This window comes from Rhizobium sp. Leaf453, assembly GCF_001425605.1.
Classification (GTDB): domain Bacteria; phylum Pseudomonadota; class Alphaproteobacteria; order Rhizobiales; family Rhizobiaceae; genus Pararhizobium.
Genome location: NZ_LMRG01000004.1, coordinates 108,932 through 124,744, shown reverse-complemented (window position 1 = coordinate 124,744; position 15,813 = coordinate 108,932). Strand labels below are relative to the sequence as shown.

General features: G+C 57.5%; 29 protein-coding genes and 1 tRNA gene. 17 read left to right on the top strand and 13 right to left on the bottom strand.

Annotated elements, in window-relative coordinates; genetic code table 11:
- The first annotated feature begins 31 nt into the window (after window positions 1-31).
- Window positions 32-108 (top strand) — tRNA-Met (locus ASG68_RS07400).
- On the opposite strand, the gene ASG68_RS07395 is transcribed toward ASG68_RS07400, so the two are convergent.
- From ASG68_RS07395 to ASG68_RS07355, 9 genes are all read right to left on the bottom strand, one after another.
- Entirely contained in the window at window positions 65-1,666 is a 1,602-nt protein-coding gene (locus ASG68_RS07395) for a recombinase family protein (RefSeq protein ID WP_082553961.1), read from the bottom strand. The two genes, ASG68_RS07400 and ASG68_RS07395, sit on opposite strands and share 44 nt — an antisense overlap.
- A gap of 120 nt (window positions 1,667-1,786) precedes the next feature.
- Window positions 1,787-2,098, bottom strand: a complete 312-nt coding sequence (locus tag ASG68_RS07390; protein ID WP_062578385.1) for a hypothetical protein — start codon at window positions 2,096-2,098, stop codon at window positions 1,787-1,789.
- Window positions 2,095-2,283, bottom strand: a complete 189-nt coding sequence (locus ASG68_RS07385; RefSeq protein WP_062578387.1) for a hypothetical protein — start codon at window positions 2,281-2,283, stop codon at window positions 2,095-2,097. The genes ASG68_RS07390 and ASG68_RS07385 overlap by 4 nt, the downstream gene beginning before the upstream one ends.
- Entirely contained in the window at window positions 2,280-2,489 is a 210-nt protein-coding gene (locus ASG68_RS07380) for a hypothetical protein (RefSeq protein ID WP_062578389.1), read from the bottom strand. Before ASG68_RS07380 ends, ASG68_RS07385 begins: the two co-directional genes overlap by 4 nt.
- Window positions 2,486-2,863, bottom strand: coding sequence for a hypothetical protein (locus ASG68_RS07375; RefSeq protein ID WP_062578391.1), 378 nt, complete (start codon window positions 2,861-2,863; stop codon window positions 2,486-2,488). The genes ASG68_RS07380 and ASG68_RS07375 overlap by 4 nt, the downstream gene beginning before the upstream one ends.
- Window positions 2,860-3,468 (bottom strand): hypothetical protein, encoded by a 609-nt coding sequence (locus ASG68_RS07370; protein ID WP_062578393.1) that lies wholly within the window; start codon window positions 3,466-3,468, stop codon window positions 2,860-2,862. Before ASG68_RS07370 ends, ASG68_RS07375 begins: the two co-directional genes overlap by 4 nt.
- A 68-nt stretch (window positions 3,469-3,536) precedes the next feature.
- Entirely contained in the window at window positions 3,537-3,869 is a 333-nt protein-coding gene (locus ASG68_RS07365; RefSeq protein ID WP_062578395.1) for a hypothetical protein, read from the bottom strand.
- Window positions 3,866-4,738, bottom strand: a complete 873-nt coding sequence (locus ASG68_RS07360) for an ORF6N domain-containing protein (RefSeq protein WP_082553959.1) — start codon at window positions 4,736-4,738, stop codon at window positions 3,866-3,868. Before ASG68_RS07360 ends, ASG68_RS07365 begins: the two co-directional genes overlap by 4 nt.
- A gap of 115 nt (window positions 4,739-4,853) precedes the next feature.
- Entirely contained in the window at window positions 4,854-5,069 is a 216-nt protein-coding gene (locus tag ASG68_RS07355; protein WP_062578399.1) for an Arc family DNA-binding protein, read from the bottom strand.
- 30 nt (window positions 5,070-5,099) lie between these two features.
- On the opposite strand from ASG68_RS07355, the gene ASG68_RS07350 reads away from it, so the two are divergent.
- A complete protein-coding gene (locus ASG68_RS07350; protein WP_244484131.1) occupies window positions 5,100-5,588 on the top strand; it encodes an Arc family DNA-binding protein in 489 nt (162 codons plus the stop codon).
- Here ASG68_RS07350 and ASG68_RS31200 read toward each other — a convergent pair.
- Together ASG68_RS31200 and ASG68_RS07340 are read right to left on the bottom strand one after the other, a co-directional pair.
- The gene (locus ASG68_RS31200) at window positions 5,521-5,877 is read right to left on the bottom strand and encodes a hypothetical protein (protein WP_156384825.1); all 357 of its coding nucleotides are present in this window, start codon (window positions 5,875-5,877) and stop codon (window positions 5,521-5,523) included. The two genes, ASG68_RS07350 and ASG68_RS31200, sit on opposite strands and share 68 nt — an antisense overlap.
- Before the next feature lie 73 nt (window positions 5,878-5,950).
- A complete protein-coding gene (locus ASG68_RS07340; protein WP_062578404.1) occupies window positions 5,951-6,718 on the bottom strand; it encodes a helix-turn-helix domain-containing protein in 768 nt (255 codons plus the stop codon).
- 92 nt (window positions 6,719-6,810) lie between these two features.
- Between ASG68_RS07340 and ASG68_RS07335 the strand changes: the two genes are divergently transcribed.
- Genes ASG68_RS07335 through ASG68_RS07290 form a run of 10 tightly spaced genes read left to right on the top strand, consistent with a single transcriptional unit; the run spans window position 6,811 to window position 12,128 of the window.
- Window positions 6,811-7,080, top strand: coding sequence for a hypothetical protein (locus ASG68_RS07335; RefSeq protein ID WP_062578406.1), 270 nt, complete (start codon window positions 6,811-6,813; stop codon window positions 7,078-7,080).
- The gene (locus tag ASG68_RS07330; protein ID WP_062578408.1) at window positions 7,077-7,286 is read left to right on the top strand and encodes a hypothetical protein; all 210 of its coding nucleotides are present in this window, start codon (window positions 7,077-7,079) and stop codon (window positions 7,284-7,286) included. Before ASG68_RS07335 ends, ASG68_RS07330 begins: the two co-directional genes overlap by 4 nt.
- Window positions 7,283-7,558 (top strand): hypothetical protein, encoded by a 276-nt coding sequence (locus ASG68_RS07325; protein ID WP_062578410.1) that lies wholly within the window; start codon window positions 7,283-7,285, stop codon window positions 7,556-7,558. Before ASG68_RS07330 ends, ASG68_RS07325 begins: the two co-directional genes overlap by 4 nt.
- Window positions 7,555-8,295: a YdaU family protein gene (locus tag ASG68_RS07320; protein ID WP_062578412.1), complete on the top strand. Its 741-nt coding sequence runs from the start codon at window positions 7,555-7,557 to the stop codon at window positions 8,293-8,295. Before ASG68_RS07325 ends, ASG68_RS07320 begins: the two co-directional genes overlap by 4 nt.
- A 1-nt stretch (window position 8,296) precedes the next feature.
- Window positions 8,297-10,033 (top strand): toprim domain-containing protein, encoded by a 1,737-nt coding sequence (locus ASG68_RS07315; RefSeq protein WP_062578414.1) that lies wholly within the window; start codon window positions 8,297-8,299, stop codon window positions 10,031-10,033.
- Window positions 10,030-10,284 carry a hypothetical protein gene (locus tag ASG68_RS07310; RefSeq protein ID WP_062578416.1) on the top strand — a complete coding sequence of 85 codons (255 nt, stop codon included), beginning with the start codon at window positions 10,030-10,032 and terminating at the stop codon, window positions 10,282-10,284. Before ASG68_RS07315 ends, ASG68_RS07310 begins: the two co-directional genes overlap by 4 nt.
- The gene (locus tag ASG68_RS07305; protein ID WP_062578417.1) at window positions 10,281-10,739 is read left to right on the top strand and encodes a hypothetical protein; all 459 of its coding nucleotides are present in this window, start codon (window positions 10,281-10,283) and stop codon (window positions 10,737-10,739) included. Before ASG68_RS07310 ends, ASG68_RS07305 begins: the two co-directional genes overlap by 4 nt.
- Window positions 10,736-11,029, top strand: coding sequence for a hypothetical protein (locus ASG68_RS07300; protein ID WP_062578419.1), 294 nt, complete (start codon window positions 10,736-10,738; stop codon window positions 11,027-11,029). Before ASG68_RS07305 ends, ASG68_RS07300 begins: the two co-directional genes overlap by 4 nt.
- Complete coding sequence (locus ASG68_RS07295; RefSeq protein ID WP_062578420.1) at window positions 11,026-11,226, top strand: hypothetical protein; 201 nt, start codon at window positions 11,026-11,028, stop codon at window positions 11,224-11,226. The genes ASG68_RS07300 and ASG68_RS07295 overlap by 4 nt, the downstream gene beginning before the upstream one ends.
- Complete coding sequence (locus ASG68_RS07290) at window positions 11,226-12,128, top strand: transcription termination/antitermination NusG family protein (protein ID WP_062578421.1); 903 nt, start codon at window positions 11,226-11,228, stop codon at window positions 12,126-12,128. The genes ASG68_RS07295 and ASG68_RS07290 overlap by 1 nt, the downstream gene beginning before the upstream one ends.
- A 99-nt stretch (window positions 12,129-12,227) precedes the next feature.
- Here ASG68_RS07290 and ASG68_RS31195 read toward each other — a convergent pair whose 3' ends face one another.
- The gene (locus tag ASG68_RS31195; protein WP_156384824.1) at window positions 12,228-12,380 is read right to left on the bottom strand and encodes a hypothetical protein; all 153 of its coding nucleotides are present in this window, start codon (window positions 12,378-12,380) and stop codon (window positions 12,228-12,230) included.
- 135 nt (window positions 12,381-12,515) lie between these two features.
- Entirely contained in the window at window positions 12,516-12,656 is a 141-nt protein-coding gene (locus tag ASG68_RS31190; protein WP_156384823.1) for a hypothetical protein, read from the bottom strand.
- 387 nt (window positions 12,657-13,043) lie between these two features.
- Here ASG68_RS31190 and ASG68_RS07285 point away from each other — a divergent pair, with 387 nt between their 5' ends.
- The 5 genes from ASG68_RS07285 (at window position 13,044) to ASG68_RS07265 (ending at window position 15,795) form a co-directional block, all read left to right on the top strand.
- Complete coding sequence (locus ASG68_RS07285; protein ID WP_062578425.1) at window positions 13,044-13,358, top strand: hypothetical protein; 315 nt, start codon at window positions 13,044-13,046, stop codon at window positions 13,356-13,358.
- Window positions 13,359-13,495: 137 nt separating this feature from the next.
- The gene (locus ASG68_RS07280; RefSeq protein ID WP_062578624.1) at window positions 13,496-13,789 is read left to right on the top strand and encodes a DUF982 domain-containing protein; all 294 of its coding nucleotides are present in this window, start codon (window positions 13,496-13,498) and stop codon (window positions 13,787-13,789) included.
- A 121-nt stretch (window positions 13,790-13,910) separates the two neighbouring features.
- On the top strand, window positions 13,911-14,186 hold the full coding sequence (locus ASG68_RS07275) for a hypothetical protein (RefSeq protein WP_062578427.1): 276 nt from the start codon (window positions 13,911-13,913) through the stop codon (window positions 14,184-14,186).
- 50 nt (window positions 14,187-14,236) lie between these two features.
- Window positions 14,237-14,506 (top strand): hypothetical protein, encoded by a 270-nt coding sequence (locus ASG68_RS07270; protein WP_062578429.1) that lies wholly within the window; start codon window positions 14,237-14,239, stop codon window positions 14,504-14,506.
- 851 nt (window positions 14,507-15,357) lie between these two features.
- Entirely contained in the window at window positions 15,358-15,795 is a 438-nt protein-coding gene (locus ASG68_RS07265) for a P27 family phage terminase small subunit (RefSeq protein ID WP_062578431.1), read from the top strand.
- The last annotated feature ends 18 nt before the right edge of the window (window positions 15,796-15,813 follow it).

The window sequence follows — 15,813 nt, the reverse complement described above, 5'->3', positions numbered from 1 at the left end:
ACGGCGGCCAAGGCCAGCGTCGAAGTCCGATGGCGGGGTAGCTCAGGTGGTTAGAGCAGCGGAATCATAATCCGCGTGTCGGGGGTTCGAGTCCCTCTCCCGCTACCATCAAAACAGCCGACATTTCCGGGCTGACCAAACTCGACAGATATCCCTTTATCTCGATCTGATAGTGCTCTCCGGGCTGACGCTTTGCGACAACCACACCCGCGATGACCTGCCTGAATGCCTGCGCCAGTTCAATTGACGGCTCGGCTTCCTTCTTAGTCAGTATTTCTGCCAGCGCTTCGACGTTCTGCCTGAAGATGCTGACGGCCTTAGGCTGGATCTCGATCACGTTTGCCAGCGGCGGTTCGGCTGCAAGTTCCTTTCGCCAGTGATCGCGCTGCGCTCGTAGACCGGGCAAGAGAGCTGCCGCGTCGTCGTCCTCGATCAATCCCTTCGAAAGCTTTTCGACAATGCGGGTTATGCCGTCCACGGCTTCCTGCAATGATTTCTCGGCCTGCGCTCGCCCTCGGCGCCGTTCGACTTCCACGCGACGGCGCTCGGCCTGATATTCCTTCACGTAGGCGTCGATGATCGCCGTGTCCGCGAACTGGATGCGGAGGGTGTCAATCACCTGCCGTTCGATCTTCTCGACGTAGTAACGGCCGTTGTTGTCGCAGCTGCGCGATTCTTTGTGGTTGCTGCAAACCACGCGCGGGCCGCTCCGGTCGGCGCCGACGATCGACAATCCCCCACCACATGCACCGCATTTCAGCAGGCCGGATAGCAGGCGTTTGCTCTTGGGCGTCGTCCTGGAATGCTCGCCGCCGCGTTCGGCCTTCCGGCGCTGTACGATCTCGAACAGGGCGTCGTCGATGATCCGCAGATGCGGGGCGCTGGTCTCCTCGTAATCCGCCTCATCGTTCACGCGCGACACGCGGCGGCCGGTGGACGGGTCTTTCACCATCCGAACCCTGTTCCAGATAATTTTCCCGGCATAGATCGGATTGCGCAGGATACCGTTCCCCCGCTGGCCGTTGCCGTTGATCGTCGAGGCGTTCCACTGTGTTCCTCGCGGTGCCGGTACCGATTCGCTGTTCAGCGCGCCCGCGATTGCCCGCGGCGAAAATCCATCCCGATACATCTCGAAAATGCGGCGCACCGTGCCGGCCTCGGCTTCCACGATCTCCAGTTCTCCGGGTTTACCGACCGTCGGCGTGTAGCCGTAGGCCTTGCCGCCAGCGTTACGGCCGGAGCGAACCACGCCAACCATCCCGCGCTTGACCTTCTTCGCGCCTTCCTCTCGCTGCATCTGGCCGATGACGCCATACATTCCGACCTGAAGCGTCTCGATCTTTCCGCCGTTGACGCAGTTGATCTCGACTGAACGGAACGTCAGGTTTTTGTGGATGTGGGCGAGGTCGCCGATATCGCGAGACAGGCGGTCTGTCGCCTCGGCAATTACCATGTCGAAGGCAGAGAGTTCAGCCGCCTGCATCAGGGCTGACAGACCGGGACGCCCGAACATGGAGGCTCCCGATTTTGCCCGGTCGTGGTATTCGCTGACGACAGTCACACCAAGGCGGTCGGCATGGGATCGACACACCCGAATCTGATCTTCGACGGACTGGTCGTTCTGCAGGTCCGTCGAATATCGTGCGTAGATGACCGCTCTCTTCATTGCTTCCTTGCGCCTTCGTCTTTTTTCTCATCGTCATTAGCGGCGGGGGGCGGTGTAGCGTCAAGGCGCGCCTGCCGCCGTGCGAGGGCTTTGACGAAGGCGATTAGCGGGGTATCCGGCTCAACCATCAGCGTTGTCCCCACTATCCCCGTTATCCACAGAGGTCCCTGTGAAGAACGCGAGCGCGCCGCGAATGAGAGGTGCGGCCAAGTTGGGGCAGCTATCATCGCATTCTCTAGCGGCCTGGCGAAGCGCAGTCACAGCGCCTTCCATCATGGTCGCGTGTTCGGTGGTCGTGGCCAGTTCTTCCAGGACAGCGCTGTGTGCCTGCTCCATCGTCGTCAAGCCAACCTTGTCGTCAGCCGGCCATTCGTTGTAGGCCCTCTCGATCTTCTGATAGCGAGAGACAAGTTCCATAAGTGGATCGGTCATCGGCTGGGCACTCCGATCAGCTTGAGGCGCCCGCAAAGGTGGCTGTCCTCATCCATCGTCTCTTCGCGATCATCGTCTTCGAGATCAGGGTCGCCGTCGAGGTGGTCGAGCAACGCGATGGCGTTATCGATCCAGCGTTCAAGCTCCTGCCGGCGGAACTGGTATATCGCAGGGGAGGCTGTCATTTGAGCTCCCCCTGGATTTCCTCAATTCGCTCTTCGACGGCGAGAAGTTTGCTGTCAATTTCGCCCGAAACGGCTTGGATCGCATTCGTCGCATCGCGTGTCAGCGAGCGGTCGGCAGCGGCCATGAAGACGGCCTCGTTGAGATATCGGACGGTGGCGAGAAGATCCACGATGTCGCCAAGGCGGCGTTCGATGTTGTCTGTCATCGTCCGGCCTCCCAACTTGCATAGGCATTGGTGCCGGTGACATCGTCGGCCAATAGCGGCGATCCGTCATCAATGTGAACTTTCGCAACCGGTGCCGAGCGCTTTCCGACGTGATCCCCGACGACCAGCGCGAACTGATGTTCGTGACATACCTCGGCACGCCACAAGTGGTCGGGATGCATCTTGGCCATGGCGTCGGCCAGTGCGTTGGCGTGATACCTGACAATTTCAGCCGGCGTTGCCTTGGCGAGAAAGTCGTCGATGCTCATGGGGACCGGTGCCGTGGCGGCGACGGCGACCGCTGCCATCGGCGGAAAGGATGCGCCGGCCAAGAGAGCGAGCGACTGACGGCGGGTCAAATTGATCGTTTTCACAGGCCCGCCCTCCGTTCGCGCTCCGACTTGATCCAGCCGAGTGCAGCCTTCATCATCCCGGTAATGCGCGGCGTTTCGCCGATGTCGTGGTCTTGAATAGCGAGTTCGAGTGCCTGTTCCGCCTCAGCAACGCTTGCGGCCGGTCGGCTCCAGTTCGCAATAATTCGCTCCGAGGCCTTATGGTCGGTCGGCAGCACGGCATTCCGATCACCGCTTTCATCCGCAGCGATCGAAGCTGCAAGGAAGTCGTTCCAATCGGCGCGATAACGATAGATCGCGTAGGCCAAGGTGGACGCGGCCGGTTCAACCGCCTTCTGGTCGCAATTGTCAACGAACCAAGGGCAGGGGCCATCAAGGACTACGGTTTTCGCGCTGATCCGCTTGGTGTGTTCGATGGCGATCCGCTGGATAGACGCGACCTGATCCAGCTCTTCATTGCGTGAGCCGTCGGCGTGAGCGTAATGCATCTCGTGCAAGATGTTGTAGCTCGCCTGCAGGAGGTGCAGCAGGTCGCTGACTTCGTAGACGATATCGCTGGGGTGGAAGTCGGCGGGCAGGTTGTTTTTCGGCATGGCTTCGCCAGCGGCCGGAACGGTGTTCGGCATTGGTATTCTCCAGATTTGAAAGGGTGGAGATCGGCGCAGTTGTGCGCCGGTCGCTGGTTAAGCGGGCGTCATTCAATCTGTCCGTAGATGAATGTGGTCAGCTTCCTTGTGGGGCCGATTGTCGTATCAGCTTCGAAAATAAGCCATTGTTCACCGCGCTCGGGTGCATGGTGATAGGTGTTCGACGAAGCGAAGCCCGTTGCGCACAGTTCCAATAATGCACGCATCACGTGGAGCGACACAGTCGGCTCATCGGTCTCGAAGTGTTTGATAATGTGCGACAGCAGTGCTTCATAGGCTACCGGTTCAATCCGCGTTGCTATGAACCTGATCACCTCGGCCAGAACCGCTGCCTTGCTTTCCGGTGCGAGTTCGCCGCCTTGTTCGCAGACCAGGGTCATAGCAGCGTCTCCGTCAACTGGCGTTGAACAAGGGCGATGACACTGGTCGGCCACATGATCTGCTTGACGGGCCGGCCCTTAAAATCCTTCTTGCCGGTGTCGAAGATATCGCCGCCGGCGGCGCGACCCGCGTCAGTCAAATCCCAATAGGCGATCCGCATCTTGCCGGGGCGCTTACCTGGAATGCGGTGCGCCGCTTGAAGGCCGAGCTTTTCAAGGATCAGGTTCACCTCGTTCGCCGTTTTGGTTGGGTCAGTCCGCTCGCCGACCGAAGTGGAGTTGATGAACTGCTGGGAAATATCAGCCTTCAGATGTGTTACGCCGGTAAGTTCGAGCACATTCACCCCGGTCTCGCGTTGGGTTGCCATTGCTGCCGAAAGCGCACGCTGATTGCCTTTCAGGCCGAGCAGCCCTGCGAGACGACTGAAACCATGCATGACGTCGCCGACGGTCTTGAGCTTCTTTGAGAGAGGCAAGCGCGACACGTCTATCGCGCCTTCTTGTGCGGCAAAATAGACGTCTACCATATCGCCCTGGACTTCCCACGCCCGATCGTCATTCATCGGCTTGGTCAGCTTGAGGTATCCGCGTTCAGTCAAAACGTTGGCCCGCGCTGTCCTCGAAGGGAAAATACCCAACTGCGACATCGTACGTATTTCGTCCGATGTCAGACTGTGGAAATCCGCGCCTTCGACAAACCGGTCACGGTTTTCGTTGAAAGTGCGACGGGCTGTGTCGTCTGGCCGCTGGTGTATTTCATCGACCTGAGACATCGTGACGATCGGCTCGCCGCGATAGGTGATGCGCTTAACATCGACCCCACCGATTGAAACCGTAGGCATAAGTGTGCTACTGGACTGGCTGTCCATTTCGGCATCCTCATTGTTGAAACTGGCATTCCGATTTCCGCGCTACGAACGCGGCAGTCATTTCGAGAACGGCTATCGAGGCGGGCTGGCACCCGATTCGGTGGCCGTTTTCATCTTAGGCTAACCCTGCTTTTTCAGATGCGCAGGAAATTTCGTTGTCATTCCTTCCAACGCTTTGAAATTTGATCATTCTTTCCCGCACGGCACGAATGATTTCGCTGTTCTGCGAGCTGCCATTTTGCTCTGCCTGCTGGTCGAGGAAGAGCCTCACGTCATCGGGCAGCCGGAACGTGGTCTTTATCTTTTGGCTCTGGATACGATCGGACCGCATCTATTAATCCTTTGTTAGGAAGAGAATGGCATGATGCCATCACGTCCGCAAGTAGCTGGCATAGTGCCATCATTTATTTTCTGTGGACATGGCATTATGGTATCACTTATGGCTGTCTCTCTTGCAAAAGACCTCGACAAGTTTGTGCTGCGCCTCCCATCAGGGTTGCGGGATCGCATCAAAGTCGTGGCCGAGGAAAACAACCGCTCTATGAATGCGGAAATTGTTGCCACGCTTGAAGTGAAATATCCGGAAGTCGCGTTTGACGTCGGGGCGTTCATGACTGATTGGATGATCCCAATCCTGCGAGCGACGTCCAGCGCGGGCCGAAGGGCGACTGTCGGCGCGGCGAACGCGTATCTCGACAAGAACAACCCGGGCATGTTCGTGGAGCTTTTGGAGGATGACGATCGTCGCCCGCAGGTCGTGTTAAACTCTAATGGCGCTCGGATCATGGTGTCTGAGCCTCCGGCGCCGCAGCAGCCAGCAAAAGAGAATGAAGAAACGCCTGAAGAGTAGCCACCCCGCCGTACTCATCGTAATCAAGGCACTCGACCAGCTTCATCCGCTCGCCGACTGATCCGTTCAGGATGTAATGGAGCTTGAGCTGTACATCCTCGACCGTGGCGCACGGTGCCGAGATCATGGCGAGGTAGGCGACAATCTCGGCGGCGCCGGTTCTGTCGGCCAAGGCCACGGATTTTGGCCAGCCTCCATTGAAGAACGAAGATTCGTCGATATCGATTGCCTGGCGGTGCGCCTCGATCGCTTGCGCGACCGTGTGGGGCGGGGTGACGGCGATGTTCATGTCGGCTCCATCGGTTAAGATGGAGTAAACATAACGAATGATTTTTCAGCCGTCAATCTTCACGACTGAAATATCATTCGCCATCTGAAATTTCCCGTTCCACCCTGATGAGGACGCCGAAAACGCGCACTTGCCCGTCGTGGATGTGATAACGGTTCGGATCCCCGTCGATGCCTTCATCTGTGACATCGGCTAGTTCAATTGTGATCGATCTAGATTTCACGGCGTTTTCGTCGGCGTTGCCGATCAAAAAGCTGATCCTGCGGCCATCGTTGGACACATACCTCACACTGATCTCAAATATGCCATGCGCCACTCGGCGCTTTACGCCTACAAGCATACCGTTCCGAAGTGGGATGGCTTCCTTGGGGTCTTTGGGATGGGCGAACGTAAGAATATCGCCTTTGATGATATGGAAGCTTGAAAACGAATCGTCGCCCATCGTCGATGCGGAGGTGTCCCAATTGGCGTACTTCCTACTGGGTCGCACATACGTGTGAAGAAGTGCCTTGCTCAACCCGGAACGGAAGACCTCGTCTTCTTGATAAATGCCCACTTGGAGAGACCCGACGATGGGAACCCGCGCCGGCCCCATTCTTGGAATGTCATCGGCTGCAGGCTGCTTATCCGGTGCGTCTGTAGCTCCCACTAGGAACGCGAGCGTGCAGTCCAGCACCACAGCAAGCTTCTCAAGGGTAGCGAGGCGGGGGCTTCCAGAATTCCCAGAGAGAATATCTGTGATAGCAGAGCGCCCTAGGCCCGCCTCTAGCGAGGCTCCGGCGGCGCTTTTCCCGATTTCTTCGAGGCGATTTTTTATTCGATTAGCGAGTTCGTTTTCCATGGCTGATTTATCCGACACAATCTCTGAAAAAGCCAGACTGATTTTTCAGTCGAACGGTTTACAGGCGAATGATTTATCAGTATGTTTAACGGATGGAAAACGAACTCCGCAAAATCTTGCTCACTACAGCCAGCGAATTCGCGAGCGTCGAACGCTGTGCAATCTCAACAGTTTCCCGCCGCGTTAAGAACGACGCGACGTTTTTCACCCGCATCGCAGACAAGTCGAAAAGTTTCACCGCAAGAACCTTCGACGAGGTCATGCTGTGGTTCGCTGAAAACTGGCCAGCCGACCAGCAGAGGCCGCTCGATCTTATGAAATGGATGGCGGATGTGGGATTCCGTCCAGCGGTGTCTGCATGACCGCCCCTCACGTGCATGCACGTGCGAGAGAGCTTCCGCATCCGCCGGAAGTCGTCGAGGCCGCACAGTATTTGTCCGACACGCCGGCGCCGCCACGCCCGATTGTCCCGCACCTGACCGAGCGCTTCGGCCTCGACCCGTCCAAGGCCTGCGCCGCGATCTACCTCGCCGGCGAAATGCGGCTGCTGCGGAGGGTGTTCGGATGACGATCGCGATCACACGTCGGGACGGCGTTGTCATATTCCCGGTACACCGAACCCGTCCACCATCCATCATGCTTCGGTTTGCCGGTCACGTAGTGAAGCTGCCAAAAACAGAACTTGGCCGGCATTTCCTGATCCGGGCGCTGCGCTTCGGAGACAAGCTCGAATGGTACGGTCCCGGTTATGACTGGGACGCGGAAGCAAAAAGTATTCGCGATGCACATGAGTGGTGCGACCGTCAAGAATGTCAGAATGACGAAGGAGCGTCACAGTGAACCCTGATTACGTTCCAGACTTCACCCATTGTGTGCTGCCATACGTGCAGTGGTACCAAGATGACTTCGTCGGCGGTGTTCGCGGGATGAAGGCTCACGAGATCGGCATCTACACGATGCTACTCATGGAAATGTACATGCGTGGTCGGGCGCTTGACCAATCCCACGACAGGCTTTCCCGCATGTGCGGCGCCGATCTTCGCACCTTCGAAAAGGTTCTTTCGCAGCTCATACCTGATGGGAAAATCGTCAAGTTGAACTGCGGCTATTGGAATGAACGATGCGAAAATGCGTTCAGGTCACGCGCAAAAATGCAGGAGCAGCTATCAATCGCGTCTCGGCAGTCGTGGCAAAAACGCAGAAAAAACAATGGCCCAGATATGCCTCTGCATAGCGATTGCATAGCGGATGCAAAGCGAAACTCAGAAGCTCAGAATATAATAAAAGAAACACCTAAAGGTGTTTCCAAAAAACGCGCCTCAAGGCTTTCGCCGGATTGGCAGTGCCCGGATGATTGGATCGATGAAGCGGTAAAAGCTGGTCTGAAGCGAGACAAGGCAGTTTCAGAGTCAGTTCGAATGCGGGATTGGTCACTTTCCAGCACCAACGGCAAGAAGATAGATTGGCGCGCCGCGTGGCGGAATTGGTACAAGGATAAACTCGAAAAGTTGCCGACCGGCAACGGGCGCGGTGCCGACGGTCACCTGACCAACGATTTCCTTTTCGGAGGTCGTTGACATGGTCGACACCAGAGCCGCCCTTGCCGAACACAATATCCGCCTCCGTAGCGAAAGCCCCGGCAGCCACAAGACCATTTGCCCAAGCTGCAGTTCTTCCCGCCGCAAGAAGAACGATCCCTGCCTCTCGGTTACCGTTGAAGGCGATGGTCGAGCGCTCTGGAAATGCCATCACTGTGGATTTGCTGGCGCTACTGCGGGCGAGGGTTATCGTCCAGCGCGCGAACGTCGCGTGTACCGCAAGCCCGTCCGGCCAGCGCGGCGTGAACGCCCGGATACGCTCCTGGCATGGTTTGAGAAGCGCGGCATCAGCCCCGAGACGGTTGTCAACTTCGGCATCCACAAAACGCGCCACTGGTTTCCGCAGACCGAGAAGGAAGAGGATTGCATCGCCTTCCCGTACGAGTGGGACGGGGAGTTGCGGAACGTCAAGTACAGGACGGTTGATAAGAATTTTGTCCAGGAAAAAGACCCGGAGCCGGTGTTCTTCAACGCAGACACAATCGGAGCCGGCGAGGATCTGATCATCTGCGAAGGCGAAATCGACGTCATCACGCTGCACGAGGTAGGATATCACCACATCGTGTCCCTGCCTAATGGAGCCCCCAAGGGGCCAGAGACAAGCGACAAGCGGTACGAGCCATTCGGCACGCATTGGGATTTGCTGACGAAGGTCAAGCGTGTCCTGATCGCAAGCGACATGGACGAGCCCGGCGAAAACCTCGCACAGGAAATCGCCAAGCGGATCGGACGTGATCGCTGCTATCGTGTGAAGATGCCAGCTGGCAGCAAGGACGCCAACGAGTGTCTGATGAAGTTCGGCGCTGACGCATTGCGTGCGGCCGTTGACGGTGCGGAGCCTTGGCCGATCGAAGGGCTACACGATATTGACGAGTTTTTCGCCGAGGTTATGGACCTTTACGACGGCAAGGGCCCGCAGCCGTTATCCACCGGATGGCCGGAAATGGACCGAGCCTTCAAGTACATTCCCGGGCAGTTCATTGCGGTAACAGGCATACCGAACCACGGCAAGTCGAGGTGGCTGTCGCAGGTCATCGTGCAGTCGGCGCGCCTGCGAGAGGAAAAATGGGCGATCTTTTCACCGGAGACCGGCCACGCCAACCAGATCGCGGACCTGTCTGAAATCTGGGCTGGCAATCCTTTCTACGATGGCCCGAGCATGCGCATGACGCGCGAAGATGCCGCCAACGCCATGATGTGGTTGCGAGAGAGGGTTTACCTGCTTGGCACGCTCGAACATACGCCGTCGATAGACTGGTTGTTGGAGCGGGCGCGCGCCGCCGTGATCCGGTACGGCGTGAGAAATATCGTCCTCGACCCATACAACGAGATCGAGGCATCGAGACCCGATAACCTGACCGAGACCGAGTTCGTTTCGCAACTGATAGCCAAGTGCAAGCGGTTCGGGAAGCTACACGACTGCACGGTCTGGATGGTTATCCATCCGCGCAAGCTCGGAAGCCCTGTGGACGGCAAGGAGCCGGTCCCGCAGCTCTACGATCTCGCCGGCAGCGCGCATTGGCGCAACAAAGCCGACGCCGGCATCGTGGTATATCGAGACTACGAAAAGAACGTCACCTTCGTCATCGCACAGAAGATCAGGCGGCAGCCGATGTGCGGGAATGTTGGGTCAGTTCGCCTAGAATTTGTCGGTGCCGAGCGCCGCTTCCATGCAATTCCTGCCAGCTACCAACCCCTTGGGAGGGAAGACATATGAGCCGTGACGACGACAATCGTAATCTACTCCAGGGCGAGGTGGTCCTTTGGAGCAACAAGCAGTGGCGGGTGACCAACCTCGTCTTGGAACAGGTTCCTGAGGACGGTGGGTGGTACTACATTTACGCGTCCGACTTGCACCGGGACATGTGGCCGGATCACATGCGGGAAAAGGGCTGGGTGGATTTTAGCAGCTTCATGGAAGCACTGACGAAGGCGCGTGAACTGCACCCGCTGAGGATTGCAGCATGACCCAGATCCTCAGCGTCACCCGCAAGGGCGATCTCCATTTCGATATCACCGACCAGTTCGGCAAAACGGTAAATGGTCCGTTCGACACGAACGCCGCTGCATGGAAGGCGCTCGATCGGCTGGACAGCGCGAGCAGCAACCAGCCGCCGGCACATCCGAAGAGCAACAAGAAGGTGTTATGGGGCAAGCCGCAGAAGAAATCGAAGAAGGCACGCCGGAAGGAACGCAAGCAGAAGGCTATCGATCTGGCCAAGCTCGACCAGAAGATGAAGGTTAACGCCGAGAAGGCGCCCGGCTGGATTCGCCGTGGGATGATCGGCAAGTTCGACCCGGCCGGCGAGCTATCATATCGGGATCACAAGCTCGGAACGTTCGGCGCTGCTTCAGAGGTCAAGCAGATCGATCCGGCCGTTTACTTGGCCGAAAAGGCGGCGCGTGGGAGTGACAATCTGTGACGATTGCCGAACGCAAAGCCCGCGAAGCTTACGACCGCGCCAACCCATGGCGGCCGATGTCAGAAGCCGAGGCCGATGGAACGATCTGCGAGCTGCAGTTTAGCGACATGGTCGGCAGCTTCGACGCCGATAGCCGCCGATATTTCCTGACCGCTACCGGGGACTGGTTCCAGATCGATCCACCCGCTCAGGTCTACAAACCACCCATGAACTGGCGCCCCGCTCAGTTGAAAATGTCACTGGAGCGACGCGCTGTCGTCATTCGCGAAAGCCAAAGGAGGCGAGCATGAGCAACGTTGTGCAACTCGGGAGCAGGAAGCCGAAGACCGAACCGGCCACGGGACCGCACTTCGCCGGCAGCCCGATCAAAGAAGCGTTCCCCGCCATGACTGTTCGTCGACCTGGTCAAATCCCTCGGAACACACCGTTCATGTTGGATGGCGAAGTTTATTTCCTGGAAGAAGATGGCCCAGAGGGTACCGCCTGATGCAGCACTTGCAAAAGACCGTTAAGCCGATTGGCGCACAAGCCGGATTTGCTGTCGTGATCCCTGACAGCATGGCAGGTTGGAAGATAATCGATCAGGGGTTTACCCTCGATCGATCCGCCGCCGCTGTCCGCGCCGCTGGCTTCGATAAAGCGCGTGTCCTCGCTGCAGTGCAGGAAGAGCAAGAGATCACCACCGTAACGACCGCCGTGCAGACGCATTACGCTGTCACCGTGGATTGGCAATCACTGTCATTGTCGGATGAGCGAGCCGAACAATGGTACGTTGTCCGCGTCGCGCCTGGCGCGCAGAAGGTAGCCGCAAAGGTCCATGACGCGCCTGAATACCGCGTTGCGGAAACCATCGTGGAACGTAATCTGCGGGAGAAGGGCGTTGATGTATACATGCCTGCATTCTGGCAGGAGAAGCGGCTTCACCGAGGCGGAAAGCTTCGATCCCGTCGTCTCCCTTTCCTGGTTGGCTACGCCTTCATCCGGCGCAATCCGGCCCTCGGGTTCGAGGCTATCCGCAAGATTGAGGGTGTGATTGACGTGGTGTCATTCGCAGAGCGGCCGATGGTCATTTCAGAAGAGGATGTTCGCTTCCTGATGATCACGATGTTCGATCGTCATCAGTCATTCCTCTTCCAAAAGGCGCAGAACATCGAAGAGGCCCGGTTCAAGCGCCGGCAGAAGCTGAACGCCGATCTGGGGCGCCATTTGCCGAAGGGGCGCGGCCGGACCGTGTCCCTGAGAACCTATGCGAACGAGTGCATGGGGAACCTACCGAAAGCCGCAAGGAAGCGGGTTTTGGGAATAATTTCCGCAATCGATGGTCTAGAGGACGACGCAGCCCTTGATGAATTCCGCAAATCTGTATATTTTCCCAATCGGGATGACTGAATTCCTTGCGCCCTCCAAGCTTCGCGCTGGACAGCTGCCGGTCCCAATGCCGATCAATCGCAATCGGCGCGATGGGAAAGTTGCATCCTTTTTTCAGTCTTACAACTTTGTCGCTGCCTCTGCTGGTGTAGCCAGAGGCACTTCTCCGCCGAACTCGCCGTTGAAATACTTGATAGCACCGATGCTCAGGATCGACACAACGATAAGGCCGATGATGGCCCTGCCGGCGTAGATGTTGAAAATGGCTCGCATGATAACCGCCTGGACGTCGCTTGATCATATGCAAACACGGCGGCGCGCGGAAGGTTCCGGTGGCAACTGATTGCAATTGCGATGGGAGAGCCGTCGCCCTTTTCAGCTGCGGCGGGCAGGACTATGCCCTAAGGGTCAAGGGCTCTGCTTCACTATACCTTGCTCTTCAGCAGGCGACTCTCCAGTGTATGGGTTGGGGTGGAGCAGGAACTGATAGACCAGGGCACCGGCAATAAGAACGATCACTGCAACTATAAGCATGGAGCTTTTTTTCATCTGCGCCTCCTGATGGACAGCTGACGAGTGTTTAAGCGGCTTCGGGTTCCCACACGAGTTATGACGAAGCGCGCGCGCTTTGAGAGACGACATGCTAAGGCTTTTGCCACGCGGCCGTCGCTCTACAACAAGACGAAGTGGCTTTAGCTCAGCAAAACCACTGCAAGAATCAAACAGGCCGTCGCACTGTTCGTCAAAACGTAGATCGTGAAATCGTGGTTGTTTGAATTTCTGCGCATGAACATTCCTCCTGAGGCACTAACCAACATGCCGTCGACTGGTTCCACCCGCCTCGGACGGGTTAACTGTTCATTGAGCATTACGACGATACCCCTAGAACTTTAGGGGTTTTGATGCGTTCTTCGGCTTCACTGCAAGGGGGACTGCATGAATATCTGCCGGCTCGAATGGTTGCTGGACGCGCGCGACGCGACGAGCTACCGCCGAATGTACGGACTGGTCATACTGATCATCGCGAGTAAATCTGCGACGGCGGCCGAGCGCGGGACGGCCGAGTATTTGAAGGAACTCCTGGAGGAGGTGATCGAGCTGGCAATCGCTCCTTCTGCGTCGCTCCAAGTAATTCGACATGGATTTGAGTTGCTGGTCAACGTCGTCGAGAACGAAGATGCTAAGGTGCTTCGTGAGGCGCTTGGAGCATCCGATCTCCAAGCGGTGCTCAGCGGCACGCAGGCGGCATAGAGATCGGGAAGGCGGGCAATCGTTCGTGAAGAACGGGTTCGCGTCCAGTCGCTCGTTCTTGGCAAGGGGAACTTGAATTATTGGAATTTTGCTCCTACCTCGTGCCCCGTCAAACGCGTTCGAGAAAGGAGATGACGATGGCAGACCATCTGTTTGACGCCCCACTGTTCCTGAAAAAGCGCCACTATGTTCAGGAACTCGCAAGCCTCGAGGACGTCTTCGACTTCCTTGAAGATTGGCCAGAAGACGAGCGAGATACGACGTTTGAGGTGCTTGAGAAGGCATGCCGCATGGCAGCGCAAGGAATATTTCCATTGCCGGCAATCCGGGAAAATGTGCGCCGTTTCCTGATAAAGCGGCATATGCTGGCGAACATCGAGGAAGTACCGATCCTGGCAAGGCGCCAAAGCGACCAAAACATCGGGTCATAAGCGCGTCTTAGGCACACAAAATGTTCAGCCCGTCCGCATCGCCGAGACGGGCTTTGTTATGCCCGACGTCACTCATTTATCGAGGTCCTCCAGCTTTATACCCAGCCCAAAAGGACACCGCATGTCGGAACACCAAATCCGTTACCTCGGCGACATGCAGCGCCTAGACCTCAAGCAGGGCGACCGTTTCGTTTTGACGCTGCCCGCTCCTGCGTCGTCGGATATGGTCGCCAGACTGCAGGAAGCATGGGCGGCCTTTGCCGATGGTGCCAAGTTGTTTGTTCTGGAGCCCGGCATGAAGATCGGCGTCATCAGCCAGTCGAGCGAGGACGAAAGCACGCCTTTGATGAGTCGTGGCGTAACCTCAACGGCCGATCTGGTTCCGTCTTTCCCGTAACGGGTGGATCGGGAGCGCCGGCCAAGCCGCCGAAGCGGTAGGAGAGTACGATGGCTGGCACTATTGAAACGAAAGCCTTCGACCCGGAAGTGCCGGACACCTACACCAGGTATTCGGAGGAAACGCCGGATGGCGGCAAGATCGTCCTCGTCCGCTACCCGGAAGGATACCGCCTTCGCCTCAATGGCGAGGTGGTTTGGCGTGAGGGAGAGGTCTCAGGGCATCAAGAGATCTTTGTGGACATTAATCCGCGCATCAGGGCGGAAGCCTATGCGGAAGTTGCGAGGCGAGGTGTCATCGGGATGGGCGCTCGTCGGTGAAGGCGTCCGATCATCGTGAATCGGCATCATCACGTGGCTATGACTGGGAGTGGCAGAAGGCAAGAGCAGCTTTCCTCTCTGAGCCTCGGAATCAACTCTGCGAACGCTGCAAGGAACGCGGCATCCTCAACGCCGGCAATCTCAGGATGGATGGATCACCTCAGACAAACCTGCAGCGCATACACTTGGTCGTCAACCACCGCATACCGCACAAGGGCGATCAAAGACTATTTTGGGATCGGTCGAATTGGGAAGTCGCCTGTCCGGATCATCACGACATCAGGATCCAGCAGGAAGAAAGGGGCAAGGTTCGTAGCGGCACGGGCTTAGACGGTCGCCCGCTTGATCCTGCGCATCCATGGAACCAGAGATCTTAAGCTGCCGCCGACCGTACGACTCCATAAAGACGTTCTTCTTTGATGGTTCCGTCCGACCTATGGAGCAGCGCACTGCACGGCACACCCTTCAGCCTGCTCGTAGTGCACACCCTTCGGACCTGAGCTTCGGATCCAGCCTGCGTTGGATGGGACGATAGCAGGACGCCATCAGACATCACCGCCCATCCTTCGCCTTCTTTGATCGAATGGTAGATGATGCGGTCGCCCATGTCGGTTCCTATCGGTTAAACCGGATAGATAGAGCACCGTCACCGCATATCGAGGTGGAACGTTCGAATGATCGGAGACCCAGCCTTTGAACCCCAATCCACGGTCAACGTTGGGGCATCTCTCCCCTGGTGGCATGGGGGTGGGGCGAAAGTCTGGGATCGACTTGGGGGCTGACCGGTCGGGGCAGTCGTTCGCACTGGAAGCAAATTTAGGGAGGGGGGATGTCGACCATCCCCGTAGGGGATGACAACGGCATTTGGTGAAATCCTCGGGGGCGATGGTTCCCCGCCTGAACCAGACTGGGCTTCGATCTACGCCGACGAGTTCGATATTCTCGAAGCGCACGAGCAGTGGTCGATCGTTCTCAACGAATTGCGAGACGCCCACACCCTGGCCGTATCGAACGGCCATGCCATCAAGCGCCTTGTCGAGTTTCGAGTTCAATATGAGAGATCGTCTAAGCATGTCGCCGAGCACGGCCCGGTCCTCAAGGGAAAGCGGGCTAAGGTCGGCCAGTGGAACCCGCACTGGTCGGTGATGCGGCAGGCCGATGAGGCGATCCGCGTGATCGAGGCGGAGCTTGGGATCGCCCCGGCGCGGAGAGGCAAGGTAACGAAGGTGCAGCGTGGCAAGAAAACCTCTCGCGCGGCGGACGGCTACCTCAAGCCAGTATCCGGGTGACCCGACTAGTCAATATGC

Coding starts and splice junctions, on each gene's coding strand:
- ASG68_RS07395 (WP_082553961.1), bottom strand. CDS start 1,666: ATGAAGAGAGCGGTCATCTACGCACGATATTCGACGGACCTGCAGAAC.
- ASG68_RS07390 (WP_062578385.1), bottom strand. CDS start 2,098: ATGACCGATCCACTTATGGAACTTGTCTCTCGCTATCAGAAGATCGAG.
- ASG68_RS07385 (WP_062578387.1), bottom strand. CDS start 2,283: ATGACAGCCTCCCCTGCGATATACCAGTTCCGCCGGCAGGAGCTTGAA.
- ASG68_RS07380 (WP_062578389.1), bottom strand. CDS start 2,489: ATGACAGACAACATCGAACGCCGCCTTGGCGACATCGTGGATCTTCTC.
- ASG68_RS07370 (WP_062578393.1), bottom strand. CDS start 3,468: ATGCCGAACACCGTTCCGGCCGCTGGCGAAGCCATGCCGAAAAACAAC.
- ASG68_RS07365 (WP_062578395.1), bottom strand. CDS start 3,869: ATGACCCTGGTCTGCGAACAAGGCGGCGAACTCGCACCGGAAAGCAAG.
- ASG68_RS07360 (WP_082553959.1), bottom strand. CDS start 4,738: ATGGACAGCCAGTCCAGTAGCACACTTATGCCTACGGTTTCAATCGGT.
- ASG68_RS07355 (WP_062578399.1), bottom strand. CDS start 5,069: ATGCGGTCCGATCGTATCCAGAGCCAAAAGATAAAGACCACGTTCCGG.
- ASG68_RS07350 (WP_244484131.1), top strand. CDS start 5,100: ATGATGCCATCACGTCCGCAAGTAGCTGGCATAGTGCCATCATTTATT.
- ASG68_RS31200 (WP_156384825.1), bottom strand. CDS start 5,877: ATGAACATCGCCGTCACCCCGCCCCACACGGTCGCGCAAGCGATCGAG.
- ASG68_RS07340 (WP_062578404.1), bottom strand. CDS start 6,718: ATGGAAAACGAACTCGCTAATCGAATAAAAAATCGCCTCGAAGAAATC.
- ASG68_RS07335 (WP_062578406.1), top strand. CDS start 6,811: ATGGAAAACGAACTCCGCAAAATCTTGCTCACTACAGCCAGCGAATTC.
- ASG68_RS07330 (WP_062578408.1), top strand. CDS start 7,077: ATGACCGCCCCTCACGTGCATGCACGTGCGAGAGAGCTTCCGCATCCG.
- ASG68_RS07325 (WP_062578410.1), top strand. CDS start 7,283: ATGACGATCGCGATCACACGTCGGGACGGCGTTGTCATATTCCCGGTA.
- ASG68_RS07315 (WP_062578414.1), top strand. CDS start 8,297: ATGGTCGACACCAGAGCCGCCCTTGCCGAACACAATATCCGCCTCCGT.
- ASG68_RS07310 (WP_062578416.1), top strand. CDS start 10,030: ATGAGCCGTGACGACGACAATCGTAATCTACTCCAGGGCGAGGTGGTC.
- ASG68_RS07305 (WP_062578417.1), top strand. CDS start 10,281: ATGACCCAGATCCTCAGCGTCACCCGCAAGGGCGATCTCCATTTCGAT.
- ASG68_RS07295 (WP_062578420.1), top strand. CDS start 11,026: ATGAGCAACGTTGTGCAACTCGGGAGCAGGAAGCCGAAGACCGAACCG.
- ASG68_RS07290 (WP_062578421.1), top strand. CDS start 11,226: ATGCAGCACTTGCAAAAGACCGTTAAGCCGATTGGCGCACAAGCCGGA.
- ASG68_RS31195 (WP_156384824.1), bottom strand. CDS start 12,380: ATGCGAGCCATTTTCAACATCTACGCCGGCAGGGCCATCATCGGCCTT.
- ASG68_RS31190 (WP_156384823.1), bottom strand. CDS start 12,656: ATGAAAAAAAGCTCCATGCTTATAGTTGCAGTGATCGTTCTTATTGCC.
- ASG68_RS07285 (WP_062578425.1), top strand. CDS start 13,044: ATGAATATCTGCCGGCTCGAATGGTTGCTGGACGCGCGCGACGCGACG.
- ASG68_RS07280 (WP_062578624.1), top strand. CDS start 13,496: ATGGCAGACCATCTGTTTGACGCCCCACTGTTCCTGAAAAAGCGCCAC.
- ASG68_RS07275 (WP_062578427.1), top strand. CDS start 13,911: ATGTCGGAACACCAAATCCGTTACCTCGGCGACATGCAGCGCCTAGAC.
- ASG68_RS07270 (WP_062578429.1), top strand. CDS start 14,237: ATGGCTGGCACTATTGAAACGAAAGCCTTCGACCCGGAAGTGCCGGAC.
- ASG68_RS07265 (WP_062578431.1), top strand. CDS start 15,358: ATGACAACGGCATTTGGTGAAATCCTCGGGGGCGATGGTTCCCCGCCT.